Source organism: Kineococcus siccus (assembly GCF_009906795.1).
Lineage (GTDB): Bacteria > Actinomycetota > Actinomycetes > Actinomycetales > Kineococcaceae > Kineococcus > Kineococcus siccus.
This window is the reverse complement of record NZ_JAAALN010000059.1, coordinates 6657-19038: the sequence shown is the minus strand read 5'-3', so window position 1 is coordinate 19038 and position 12382 is coordinate 6657. Positions and strand designations below refer to the sequence as shown.

At 75.9% G+C, this 12382-nt stretch carries 12 protein-coding genes; 5 read left to right on the top strand and 7 right to left on the bottom strand.

All coding sequences use genetic code 11. From position 1 onward, the window contains the following. A partial coding sequence (locus GTR02_RS08995; RefSeq protein WP_166607147.1) for a hypothetical protein occupies positions 1-486 on the bottom strand: 486 nt, incomplete at its 3' end. A gap of 166 nt (positions 487-652) precedes the next feature. Here GTR02_RS08995 and GTR02_RS24345 point away from each other — a divergent pair. Beyond that, on the top strand, positions 653-2038 hold the full coding sequence (locus tag GTR02_RS24345; protein WP_166607146.1) for a histidine kinase: 1386 nt from the start codon (positions 653-655) through the stop codon (positions 2036-2038). After that, the gene (locus GTR02_RS08985; protein ID WP_166607145.1) at positions 2035-2769 is read left to right on the top strand and encodes a response regulator; all 735 of its coding nucleotides are present in this window, start codon (positions 2035-2037) and stop codon (positions 2767-2769) included. The genes GTR02_RS24345 and GTR02_RS08985 overlap by 4 nt, the downstream gene beginning before the upstream one ends. A 39-nt stretch (positions 2770-2808) precedes the next feature. Here GTR02_RS08985 and GTR02_RS08980 read toward each other — a convergent pair whose 3' ends face one another. From GTR02_RS08980 to GTR02_RS08970, 3 genes are all read right to left on the bottom strand, one after another. Further along, positions 2809-3525 (bottom strand): hypothetical protein, encoded by a 717-nt coding sequence (locus GTR02_RS08980; RefSeq protein ID WP_166607144.1) that lies wholly within the window; start codon positions 3523-3525, stop codon positions 2809-2811. Positions 3526-3671: 146 nt separating this feature from the next. Next, positions 3672-4223 carry an NAD(P)H-dependent oxidoreductase gene (locus tag GTR02_RS08975; protein ID WP_166607150.1) on the bottom strand — a complete coding sequence of 184 codons (552 nt, stop codon included), beginning with the start codon at positions 4221-4223 and terminating at the stop codon, positions 3672-3674. 76 nt (positions 4224-4299) lie between these two features. Next, positions 4300-5391 carry a Gfo/Idh/MocA family protein gene (locus GTR02_RS08970; protein WP_166607143.1) on the bottom strand — a complete coding sequence of 364 codons (1092 nt, stop codon included), beginning with the start codon at positions 5389-5391 and terminating at the stop codon, positions 4300-4302. Positions 5392-5502: 111 nt separating this feature from the next. Here GTR02_RS08970 and GTR02_RS08965 point away from each other — a divergent pair, with 111 nt between their 5' ends. The 3 genes from GTR02_RS08965 (at position 5503) to GTR02_RS08955 (ending at position 9760) form a co-directional block, all read left to right on the top strand. Further along, positions 5503-6456, top strand: a complete 954-nt coding sequence (locus GTR02_RS08965; RefSeq protein WP_205708906.1) for a TIM barrel protein — start codon at positions 5503-5505, stop codon at positions 6454-6456. Between the two features lie 77 nt (positions 6457-6533). Continuing rightward, positions 6534-8897 (top strand): glycoside hydrolase family 2 TIM barrel-domain containing protein, encoded by a 2364-nt coding sequence (locus GTR02_RS08960; protein ID WP_166607142.1) that lies wholly within the window; start codon positions 6534-6536, stop codon positions 8895-8897. 44 nt (positions 8898-8941) lie between these two features. Then, the gene (locus GTR02_RS08955; protein ID WP_166607141.1) at positions 8942-9760 is read left to right on the top strand and encodes an SDR family NAD(P)-dependent oxidoreductase; all 819 of its coding nucleotides are present in this window, start codon (positions 8942-8944) and stop codon (positions 9758-9760) included. Positions 9761-9818: 58 nt separating this feature from the next. Here the strand turns inward: GTR02_RS08955 and GTR02_RS08950 are convergent, their stop codons facing one another. The 3 genes from GTR02_RS08950 to GTR02_RS08940 form a co-directional block, all read right to left on the bottom strand. After that, on the bottom strand, positions 9819-10643 hold the full coding sequence (locus GTR02_RS08950) for a DeoR/GlpR family DNA-binding transcription regulator (RefSeq protein ID WP_166607140.1): 825 nt from the start codon (positions 10641-10643) through the stop codon (positions 9819-9821). 17 nt (positions 10644-10660) lie between these two features. Next, positions 10661-11578 (bottom strand): aldolase, encoded by a 918-nt coding sequence (locus tag GTR02_RS08945; protein WP_166607139.1) that lies wholly within the window; start codon positions 11576-11578, stop codon positions 10661-10663. After that, positions 11575-12382: carbohydrate kinase family protein (locus GTR02_RS08940; protein ID WP_205708905.1), on the bottom strand; the 808-nt coding region annotated here is incomplete at its 5' end. The genes GTR02_RS08945 and GTR02_RS08940, both read right to left, overlap by 4 nt.

Below are 12382 nucleotides of genomic sequence, written 5' to 3'. Positions count from 1 at the left end.
GAGCTCGAGCGGGCTCACCCGCACGGCGGTCGCGGAGAGTTCCGCGAGCACCTGCACGGGGGTTCCGCGGTCCAGCGGTGCGGCCGCGGTGGCCGTGCGCTTGACCGTCGTCCCGGCGAGGACGAGGTGGACCTCGCCGTACCCGCCGGCGGGCACGCGCGTGGTGACGTGACCGCGGGCGCCGACGATGGTCGTGGAGGTCTCGGGCTCCTCGCGCCGCAGCACGCGCACGAGGGAACCCACTGCGACGAGGGTCACGAGCGCGACGGCGGATCCGAGGAGAGCGGCGCGCCCGCCGCTCCAGCCGAGGGTGTCGACGGCCAGGAACCCGGACAGGCCGAACAGGGCCACGGCGCCCGACAGCGACGTCAGGGAGAGGAACCCGCCGGCGATGTCCACGTCGAGCGCCTCGAACACGCCGTCGAGGACGAAGGACAGCAGGCAGAGCCCGCCGCCCACGACGGCCAGCACGACGAACGTCATCACGCGGTTCCCCCCTCGGCGGACCCTAACGCGGCCCCGGCGCGATCGGGGCGGCCGCCACCCCGTCGGCCCTGCGCCGTGACGGCCCCGCGCCCCCGCGCGACGCTGCGGCGCGGGTACCGTCGGCTGCACGGGCCGAGCAGGCGCAGCACCGCGGAGGGGGACGGACGTGGCAGGGCGATCCCCGTTCGCGACCCTCCCGCGACGCCGCTCGCCCGCGGCGCGCGCGGCCCGGGCGCGCGAGCGGGCCCTGCGTCCGAGCACGAGCGAGCGCCTGCACGACTGGCGCGAGGCCCGGACGGTGAACCGGGAACTGCTGCGCGCGCGCCGGGAGGCGTTCCTCGCGACCCTGTTCCCGTGGCCCGTGCCGATCGGGCTGGCGATCGTGCTGCTCTGCGTCGGCGTCCCGCTGACCGCGGAGCTGTACGCGGTGCCGCTGGCGCTGTCCTTCGTCCTGACGACGCTGCAGGTGGTGGCGATCCCGCTCGCGGTGCGCCGGCCGACGCTCGCCGTGGTCCTCGTGCTGAGCACGTCGGTCCTGCTGCCCGTCGTGTCGCAGCCGGGGGAGTGGCCCTGGCCCTGGTCGGTCACGAGCCTGCTGGCGTCGTGCGCCGTGATCGCCGTGCTGGGGTTGCGGGGTTTCGGCCGGCTCGGGTTGTTCACGTGGTGGTCGAGCATCCTGCTGTCCATCGGGGTCGCGGAGTTCATGAGCCCCGTGGTGGGCAGCAGCGGCGCCGCGAGCCACGGCGCGGACCTCGTGGTCTACAGCTCGAACTCCGCGCTCGTGCTCGTGCTGTCGGTGGCCGTCGGGGCGCGCATCACGACGCGCATGCAGCTCGCGCAGTACCGGCGGGCCAGCGAGCTCGAGGCCTCGCGGCGCGTCGTGGTCGAGGAGCGCAACCGCATCGCCCGGGAGCTGCACGACGTCGTCGCGCACAGCATGTCGGTGGTGCAGGTCCAGGCCACGACGGCGACGTACCGGATCCCCGGGCTGGACGCGACGGTGCGGGCCGAGTTCGACGACATCGCGGCGCAGGCCCGCACGGCGCTGCAGGAGATGCGGACGCTCCTGGGGGTGCTGCGCGAGGAGGCCGGCGCCGTGGACCTGGCCCCCCAGCCGGGGCTCGAGGGCGTCGAGGAGCTGGCCTCGGGCGCGCGTCGCGCCGGTTGCGTCGTCGACGTCGGGGTGGACGAGGCGCTGCGCCGCAGCAGCGTCCCGTCCTCGGTAGGCCTCGTCGTGCACCGCATCGTGCAGGAGGCCCTGGCCAACGTGGTCCGGCACGCCCCGGGCGCGCACGTCGACGTCCGCCTCGTGCTGACCGGGGACGAGCCCGACGACCAGCGGGTGGGGGTGTCCGTGCGCAACGGGGCGCCGCCCGGGCCCGTCGGCGACACCGTCGGGCGCCTGGACGGCGGCGGGCACGGGCTGGTGGGCATGCGCGAGCGCGCGGTCCTGCTCGGGGGTTCCGTGACCTCCGGGCCGACCGACGACGGGGGTTTCTCGGTGCAGGCGGAGGTTCCGCTGCAGCCGCACGAACGGGGGGTCGGGCAGTGACGATCAGGGCCGTCGTCGTCGACGACCAGGCGATGATCCGCGCGGGTTTCGGGGCGCTGCTGGCGGCGCAGCCGGACGTGGAGGTCGTCGGGGAGGCGGCCGACGGCGCGGAGGCGGTCGAGGTGGTGCGGGCCACGCGGCCCGACGTCGTCCTCATGGACGTCCGGATGCCCGTGCTCGACGGGCTGGAGGCGACCCGCCGCATCCTCGCGGACTTCCCCGACACGCCGGACGGCGCAGGGGACGGGGCGGGCGACGGGGCGGGCGACGGGGCCGGCGGCGCGGGTCGCCCGCGCATCCTCATCCTCACCACGTTCGACATCGACGACTACGTGTTCGAGGCGCTGCGCGCCGGGGCGAGCGGCTTCCTGCTCAAGGACGCCACGCCGCAGGCGCTCCTGGACGCGGTGCGCGCGGTGGCGGCGGGCGACTCGCTGCTGGCCCCGGGCATCACCCGGCGGCTCATCGAGCACTTCGTGTCGACGCGGACCCGGCCCGGCGCCGAACCGTCCCGCCTGGACGAGCTCACCCCCCGCGAGCGCGAGGTGTTCGTCCTCGTCGCGCGCGGGCTGTCCAACCAGGAGATCGCGGGCGACCTGTACATCGCGGAGCAGACCGCCAAGACGCACGTCAGCCGCATCCTCACCAAGCTCGGCCTGCGCGACCGCGTGCAGGCCGTCGTCCTCGGCTACGAGACGGGCCTCGTCACGCCGGGGCAGGACGCGGGGTAGTGCAGGGGGCCGGCGCTCCTGGTCGAGGTGCGTCCCCGGTCACGGTGCGTCCCCGGGCGGTCGGAGGCCAAAGAACCGGTCGGGGCGCTCGTCGCCGCCGGCCGCGAGCCAGCGCCGGGCCGCGTCGGCGTCGCGACGGCGCAGCTCCGCGACGACCTCGCGCTCCGCCGCGGTCAGCTCGGCCGCCCGCGGTCCCGTGGCCGCCGCCGCCGCCCGGCGCGCGGACTCCCACTCGGCGCACAGCAGGTCGAGGGGGAGGACGCCCAGCAGCCGCGGCAGCTCCGCGAGGGGGTCCTCGCCCGGGTCGTCGCCGGCGGGGGGACGGCCGGTCGCGGCGAGCAGGGACTGCAGGTCGGCCCCGTGCAGGACCGCCTGCAGGAGCAGTCCGCCGCCGAGCGCCGGGACGAGCACCGCGAGCACCTGGCCGGGGCGGCCGAGGACGTCGGTGCCGACGAGGAACGGGGGCAGCAGCGCGACGGTGGCGGCGCAGCCCAGCAACCACCGGCGCCCGGCGGCGACGGCCGTGAGCCCCGGTGGCGCCGCGGCGGGCAGCAGCAGCAGGAGGAGTGCGAGGAGGACCGCCACCAGCAGGACCGACCCGGGACGCTGGACGGCACCGACCACGGCGGTGGTGGCGCACACGACGGCCAGGGCCCGGAGAGCGGTCCGCCGCAGCGCCGCCGCGGAGCGCCGTCCGGGCGCCGGCGCGGCCTCGTGGGTCGATCCCCCACCCGGACGGTCGTCGGTGCCCTGCACGGCGAGCTCCTCTCTGCGTCAGAGCAGGAGACGACACCGGTCACCGCCGCGTCAAGAGGGACGTCGAGGGCCGCCGGGAGAGGGTGCGCCGGAGGGGGTTCCGCTCCGGCGCCGCCCTGCTCGCGCCTCCCGCGACGTCCCGGTCCTCACTCGCCCCGGAGGCGACCCGCGACGGACACGACGCGGGTGGCGAGGTGGTCGAGGGCGTCGAGCTCGGCCTGCCCCAGCGGGATGTCGTTGTCCGCCCCGGTGACGTGGCTGACGCCGTAGGGGTTGCCGTCGACGAACTTCAGCGCCGCGGTGTAGCCGGGCGGCACGATGATGCCGCCGAAGTGGTAGATGGTGTTGTAGAGCGCGGTCAGCGTGGTCTCCTGGCCGCCGTGCGCGGTCTGGGAGGACGTGAAGCCCGCGTACACCTTGTCGGCGAGCAGGCCCTGCGCCCACTGCGCGCCGAGGGAGTCGATGAAGACCTTGAGCTGGCCGGCGACGTTGCCGTAGCGCGTGGGGGAGCCGAACAGGACGGCGTCGGCCCAGACGACGTCGTCCGCGGTGGCGTCGGGGGCCCCCTTCGCGGCCTCGGCCTCGGCGGTCTGCTCGTCGGTCGCGGCCTTCTCGCCGCCCGTGGGCTGCCGCTGGACCTGCCGCAGGCGCACCTCGGCGCCGGCCTGCTCACCGGCCGCGGCGAGGCGCTCGGCCATGCCGCGGACGGTACCGGTGGCGGAGTAGTAGACGATGGCCAGCTTGACGGTCACGGGACCTCCAGAGGATGAGTGCTCAACCACCTCGAGTCTGCCCGACCCGCACCGCGCTGTCACCCCGTGCCGCGGCGCCCGCGCGGTCCTCGGGTCGCCCCGCCCAGCCCGCACCACCGCTCGTCGTCGCACCGTCCCGCAGCTGGCGGCGCACCTCGTCGAGCACGCGCATCACCCGCACGCTCCAGGCCGGCGGGCAGAGGGGGTGCTCGCGCAGGCCCTGGGAGACGGCCGCGTGCACGGCGCGCAGCATGGGGACGTAGCCGCGCCCCTCCAGCGGGAGGTCGAAGCGCTCGGGCTCGGTACCCGTGCGGTGCAGGGTGAGTCCGCCCGTGCACCAGAACGGTTCGTCGAGCTCGAGGTGGCCCCCGGCCCCGCTGACCGTCGCCCGCCGGGGCAGGGCGGCCCGGATCGAGGTCCAGCACAGCGCCTGCCGTCCGCCGGGGAAGCCGAGGACCACGGCCGCCTCGGTCTCCACGCCGGCGTCGCGCCCGTCGTAGCCCCGGCGCGAACCGGTCGCCGCGACCGTGTCGGGTGCGCCCAGCACGAGGTCCGCGAGGGTCACGGGGTAGACGCCCTGGTCCAGCACCGTGCCGCCGCCCTCCGGCGCCCACAGGCGGTGCGCGGGCTCCTGCGGGACCGGGCGACCGAAACCGGCCGACACGGCGCGCGGCTCACCGACCGCCCCCTCGGCCAGCAGTCCCTGCAGGCGGCGCACGGCGGGGTTGAACCGCATCCACATGGCCTCCATGAGGAACCGGTCGCGAGCGGCCGCGAGGGCCGTGAGCTCCTCGGCCTCGGCCGCGTCGAGGGTGAACGCCTTCTCGACCAGGACGTGGTGCCCGCTCTCGAGGGCGGCGCGCGCCGTGGGTGCGTGGTCCTGGTGCGGTGTCGCCACGTAGACCAGGTCGACGTCCAGGCTGCCGAGCGAGGGCGTCGCCACGGCCACGCGGACGCCGTGCCGGTCGGCGAACTCCCGCGCCCGCCGGGCGTCCCGGCTGACCACGGCGGTGAGCTCCGTCCCCTCGCAGCGGGCGAGGTCGTCCGCCATGGCCGCCGCCATGGCGCCCGTCCCCACGACGGCCACGGTGGTGCGGGGCGGCGGTGCGGACATGCGACCTCCCGGGGTCGGGGACCCTTGATGTTCTCCTTCCCCCACTATATGTTCTGAATCTCACATCGAGGGGGTGTCCCGCTCCCGACCCAGCGGCCGGAGGAGTCCCTCGTGCGGATCGCGGCCTTCCCGAAGGCGTACCTCCACCCGATGCTCGTGGCCCGGACGATGTCGGTGCACGACTGGATCGAGGCCGCGCGGGTCCTGCCCGTCGAGGGGCTCGAGCTGCACACCGGCTTCTTCTGGGAGGACACGAGGGCGGAGCTCGACCGCGTGGGGGAGGCCCTGGCGCGCGCGTCGTTCGAGATGCCGATGCTCTGCGCCTCACCGGACTTCACGCACCCCGACGCGGGTGAGCGGGCCCGGGAGTTCGACCGGCAGGTGCGGGCCGTGGAGATCGCCGCGCACCTGGGTGGCGACGCCCCGACCTGCCGGGTCCTCAGCGGTCAGGCCCACCCCGCCGTCTCCCGCGAGCAGGGGCTGGACTGGGCGGCCGACGCCATCGTCCGGTTGCTGCCCGTCGCCGCGCAGCTGGGCGTCACCCTGTGCCTCGAGAACCACTACAAGGCCTCGACGTGGGCCTACCCCGAGTTCGCCCAGCGGCGCGAGGTGTTCCTGGCCCTGCTCGACCGCGTGGGCGAGCACGAGTGGTTCGGCGTGCAGTACGACCCGTCGAACGCGCTCGTCGCGGGGGACGACCCGGTCGACCTGCTCCGCGCCGTGGTGGAGCGCGTGCGCACCGTCCAGGCCTCCGACCGCCACCTCGCGAGCGGTGCCCCCCTGGAGTCGTTGCGGCGCAGCGACGGCACGATCGGGTACTCCCCGGACCTCGTGCACGGGGTCGTCGGCGCCGGGCTCAACGACTACGAGGGGATCTTCGAGGTGCTCGCGGGCGCGGGCTACGACGGCTGGATCAGCATCGAGGACGGCGTCGACGGCATGGCCGAGATGGCCGCGTCGGCGCGCTTCCTCGCGGGCGCGCGGGACCGCTGGTTCGGGGGTTCCCGCGAGGTGCGCGTCGAGGCCCGGGAACGGCGCCGGGCCGGCGCCGGCGGTGCAGGGTGAAGGCTCCTCGTGGAGCGTGCGGGGAGCAGGACGGCAGGCGGACGGCGGACGACGAGGGAGCGACTGCGGTGGACGACGTGACGACGACGGTGGAGGTCGACCTCGGCGCCGGGTGGCTGTTCGGCGGACAGGTGCGTGCTCCGGGGCCCGAGGACGCGCTCGACCGGGGGGTCGTGACGGCCCTGGCCGACCCGGCGCTGGACGACTCCGCGTGGGAGCCGGTCGTGCTGCCGCACATCGTGACCCCGCTCTCCTGGCGGTCCTGGGACCCGTCGACCTGGGAGCGCGTGTGGGTGTACCGCCACCACCTCCCCGCCGTCCCGCGGGCCGCGGGGTCGCGGCTCTTCGTGGACGTGGCGGCCGCGATGACCAACGCGGTCGTCGCGGTCGGCGGTGAGGTCGTCGGCGAGAACCTCGGTGGGTACCTGCCCTTCTCCGTCGAGCTCACGGGCCGGACGGCGGTCGAGGGTGGTGACGTCCTGACCGTCGTGGTCGACTCCCGGTCGGCGCTCAACGTCCCGCCCAACCTGCCGGCCCCGGCCCCGAGCAGCGCCATCGACTACCTCCAGCCGGGCGGGCTGCACCGCAGCGTCTCCCTGCGCGTCGTCCCCGCGTGCTTCGTGCGGGCGACGGCCCTGACGCACCACGACGTCCTGGACCCCGCGGCGCGGCGCACCACGGCCGTCGTCACCCTCGACTGCGCCGAGCCGCTGCCGGACGCGAGCCTCGAGGTCCGGGTGCGCGACGCCGCCGGGCGGGTGCTGGCGAGCACGGTGTCGCCGTCGCGGACCCTGCCGGTCGGCGGCAGCGACGTCGCGGTCGAGGTGACGGGGCTGCAGGACGCCGCGCTGTGGGACACCGACGACCCCGTCCTGCACCACGTCGAGGTCGACCTGCGGGCCGGTGGGCGGCTGGTGCACACCACGTCGGTGCGGACGGGGTACCGCGAGGCGCGGTTCACCGAGGACGGGTTCCTGCTCAACGGCCGGCGTCGCTACCTCCTCGGCGTCAACCGCCACGGCTACTTCCCCTTCGCGGGGTTCTCGATGCCCGACCGGGTCCACCGCCGCGACGCGGCCATCATCAAGGACGAGCTCAACTGCGTCATGGTGCGGTGCTCGCACTACCCGCAGACGGCGTCCTTCCTCGACGCCTGCGACGAGCTCGGCCTGCTCGTGTGGGAGGAGTCCCCCGGCTGGCAGTACGTGGGGGACTCGACGTGGCAGGACCGCGCGGTCGACGACATCGAGCGCATGATCGCCCGCGACCGGCACCGCCCCTCGATCGTCGTGTGGGGAGCCCGGCTGAACGAGACGCCGGACCGGCCGGCCTTCTACGCCCGCACCGAGGCCCTCGTGAAGGAGCTGGACCCCGGCCGGACCACGAGCGGGACCATGTTCGGCGACTACGCCCGGACGGCCACGTTCCAGCACGACCTGTTCGGCTACGACGACTACTCCACGGCCGTCGACGCGGCGGGTGAGCGCCACCCCACGCTGCTCGAACCCGTCGCGGGCCGTCCCTACCTCGTCAGCGAGGCCGTCTCGACGCGCAGCAGCCCGACGACGTTCTACCTGCGCACGGACGGCGCCCGCGTGCAGCAGCACCAGGCCCTGGACTACGCGCTGGCCCACGACGCGGCCATGGGGGACCGGCGGTTCTGCGGTCTCCTGGCGTGGGTCGGGTTCGACTACCAGGCCAACATGGGCAACCACCACCGCGGCGTCAAGACGTCGGGCCTCGGCGACGTCTTCCGGGTCCTCAAGCCGGGCGCCGCGATCTACCGCGCCCAGGTCGACCCTCGGCGGCGCGTGGTCCTCGAGCCCGCGTTCACGTGGGACCCGCCCGAGTTCGGGCAGCCGGGGTCCTTCGCCGGCCGGCCCGAGCACCGGACGTGGGGCCCGGGGGAGCGGGCGGTGCTGTGCTCGAACTGCGAACGCCTGGACGTCTACCTCGGGGACCGGTTCGTCGGGTCCGTGACGCCCGACACCGACCGGTTCCCGCACCTGCCGCACCCGCCGTCGTTCGTCGACCTGCGCCTGCAGCCCGCGGACACGCCGAACCTCCGCGTCGAGGGGTTCGTCGGCGGGGAGCGCGTGGCGGTGCTGCGCTGCAGCGGGGACCGCGCCGGCGACACCCTCAGCCTCGTCGCGGACGACCGCGAGCTGGTCGCGGACGGCGCCGACGCCACCCGCGTGGTCGTCGCCGTGGTGGACCGGTTCGGTCGCGCGCGCGGCAGCAGCCAGGCGCTCGTCCACGTCGAGGTCGACGGCCCGGCGGTGCTCGTCGGGGACGCGGTCCTCGACCTGCACGAGACCGGCGCCGTCGCCGCGGTGTGGGTCCGCACCCGGGCGGGGGAGGCGGGCACCGTCGTCGTGCGCGCGTCCGCCGCGGGCCTCGGCAGCGAGGCCGTCACCCTCCTCACCACGACCCGCTCGTGAAACCCCACTCGTGAACCGCCCGTGGCCACGCGAAGGACGGCAGCATGAACATCGACCTCTCCGGGCGGGTGGCGCTCGTGACGGGAGCCGGACGCGGCATCGGGCGCGACCTGGTGCGCCGCCTCGCCCGCGAGGGGGTGACGACGGTGGCCCTCGACGTCGGCGGGGACGACCTGCAGGCCCTGGGCGCGGAGCTCACCGCCGCCGCCGGGAGCCCGGAGTCGCTGCAGCGCGTGTGCGACGTCACCGACCTCGAGGCGCTCACCGGGACCGTGCAGGAGGTGCTCGACCGCTTCGGGCGCGTCGACGTCCTGGTCAACAACGCGGGCGTCACCGCGACGGGCCCGGTCGACACGCTGCCCGAGGAGGCCTGGCGGCGGTGCCACGACGTGAACCTCACCGGGACCTTCCTGGCCTGCAAGGCCGTCATCCCCGCCATGAAGGCCCAGCGCTCGGGCCGCATCGTCAACGCCTCCTCGTTCGCGGCCATCGTCCCGAGCGTGGCGCACGCGGCCTACGCCTCGACCAAGGCGGCCGTGGCGCACTTCAGCCGCGCGCTCGCCGGGGAGCTCGGGCCGTGGGGGATCACCGTGAACGCCTACGCCCCCGGCATGGTCCCGACCTCGCTCAACGGGTTCGCGGAACGGCCCCGCGCCGAGCAGGACCTCCTCCTGGACACGCTCACGGTGCGCCGCTGGGGGACGACCGAGGACATCGGCAACGTCGTCTGCTTCCTGGCCTCCGACCAGGCCGCCTACATCACCGGGACGCTCATCGACGTCAGCGGCGGGAAGTTCGCGACGCAGGTGCCCCGCGTGGCGTACGACTACGCGCGCAGCGACGACCCGGCGGACATCATCTGACCGCTGCGCCGCAGCGGCGCGAGGGGGCAGCGGCGTGCGTGGTCAGAGGCTGAGCAGGTCAGCCGGGCCCGGCCGCGGCGGCCTCCTCGCGCAGCTCCGCCGCGCTGCGGACCGCGACGCGCTCGACGGCCACGCCGAACTGCCGCAGCACCGCCTCGTCCGCGGCGCTCAGCCCGTCGTCGATCACCAGGCAGTCGATCCCGTCCCAGCCGCAGATGCGCACCATGGCCGAGGTGGTGAACTTGGAGGAGTCCGCGATGAGGACGACGCGGTCCGCCACCTCGATCAGGGCTCGCTTCGTGATGGCGTCGAAGCTGTTGCCGCAGAACGCCCCCCGACCGTTGAGACCGCTGGCCGCGAGGAACAGCGTGTCGACGTGCAGGTTCGCGATGGCCTGCAGCGTCGCCGGCCCGGCGAAGGACAGGGACTCGGTGTGGAAGTCCCCGCCGAGGCAGTTCAGGCTCACGGCGGGGTTCTTCGCCATGCTGTTCACCGCGGGCAGCGACGGCGTCACCACCTGCACCTGGCGGTCGGTGGGCAGCAGGGCCGCCAGCTGGGCCGCGGTGGTCCCCGCGTCGATGCCCAGCACGTCGCCGCCGCGGACCTTCTCCACGGCGTGCCGGGCGATGGCCCGCTTCGCCTCGGCCATCGTCAGGTCACGGTCGCTGTAGCGGATGCCGGCCACGTCGGCGGGGGAGACCGAGCCGACGCCGCCGTGGAAGGCGCGCAGGCGGGACTCGCCCGCGAGCCGCGCCACGTCGCGCCGGACGGTCATCTCGGAGACGCCCAGGAGCACCGAGAGCTCGGTGATCGTGCAGTAGCCCTCCTCGAGGACGACCTGCGCGAGGCGCTCGCGGCGCTCGGCCGCCGACGCGGAGGGCATCCGGGCCGCCGCCGGCGTCACGACGCCGCCCCGCGGACCGCGCCCGCGGCGTCGCGCGCGCGGTCGACGATGCCCCGCAGGGCGTGCAGCCGCGGCAGGGACCGCTCCCGCAGCGCCTGGGACGGGTCCGGCTCCCGCACGACGTCGGCCCAGACGGCGCGGCCGGCCAGGAAGCCGTGCGCCCCACCGGCACAGGCGGCGCCGAGCGCCGCCGCGAAGTCCTCCTGGCGGGTGCCGTTGGAGAGCACCACCCACGGCCCGTCCACGACGTCGGACACGCGCCGCGACTGCGCGCGCACGCCCGAGACGTCGCCGGGCACGTAGCCGGGGACCTCGGCCTTGTAGACCGCCGCCCCGGGGGACAGGTCCGCGGCCGCCTCGACGATGGCGTCGTGCCGGTCCGCGGCGGACGCCCAGCCGGCGCCCTCGGCCGGGCGGACGATGCCCTCCACGAGGCTCGCGACCCCCGCGGCGCGGGCCAGGTCGAGGAAGGCGGCGACGAGGGGGCGGTGGGCGTCGGTGCCCCGGCGCCAGATGACGAGGAGCTTGACGGCGGCGGCCCCGGTGGCCCGGACGAGGTCGACGTCGACGGCCTGCTGCAGGGAACTGCCCACGACGCCCTCGCCCGGGACGCTGTGCAGGTCGTCGGCCGCGAGGACCAGACCGCACGCCGGGGCCACGTGCCGGGGCCACTGCGGCCCGGGCACGCCGAGGGGGTGGTCCAGCAGGACGCCGGAGGCGGCCGGGGTGAGCACGGCCGCGGCCTCCGCCTTGAAGGCGGCCAGGACCGCGTCGCCGACGGGACGCCCCCGGTCGTCGGGGGCGAACATCTCGCGCAGCGACTCCCGCTGGTCGAGGGCGACCATGGCGAAACCGCCCGAGGCCGTCCGCAGCGCGTCGAGCCGGGCCTGCGGGTCTGCGGTCCTCGGGGTCATGAGCACTCCAGTCGTCTCGCAACCGCGGCAGGAGCGCTCGGGCGCTCCCGGTCCAGGTAGGCGTCGAGCTCCGCCGCGGACGGGATCGCGGAGCGACCGTCCACCCCGCGGCAGGACAGCGCCGCCGCGGCGCTCGCGCGCCGCACCGCCGCGGGGAGCGCGGCCCCGGCGACGAGTCCCGCCAGCAGGGCGCCGTGGAAGACGTCGCCGGCGCCCAGCGTCGAGGTGACGTCCACGCGGTGGGCCGCCACGTGCTCGTCCACGTCGGCCGAGCGCACGTGCGCCCCGCGGTCGCCGTCGGTCGCCACGACCCACCGGGCCCCGTCGGCGACCGCGCGCGAGAGGGCCACGGGGACGGACGGGGTGCCGTAGCGCAGGCAGAGCTGGAGGACGGACGGCGCGTAGACGTCGACGCCGGCCAGGTCGGCGAAGTCCCCGGGGTCGAGCGGGTTCCCGCCGTCCACGCTGAGCCGCGGCCCGTCGTGCCGCCCGGCGAGGGCGCGTCGCACCGGCCGCGCGCCCGTCTGGTCGACGTGCAGCCAGGTCGCGGCCGTCAGGGGCACGTCGGCCGGGTCCGGGGCGGGTGCGGGCTGCGCCGCGATGGCGCGCCGCCCCGTGCCGGCCGTGACGAGCACGCAGCTGCGGGCCGTGGGACCGGGGCCCACGGTCAGCCAGTCCAGCACCACGCCCTCCCGCTCGAGGTCCTCGCGGACCCGGCGCCCGGGGTCGTCGTCGCCCACGACCGCGCACAGGCCGACCCGGGCGCCGAGGCGGGCGAGCGCGACGGCGGCGGTCGCGGCGGGG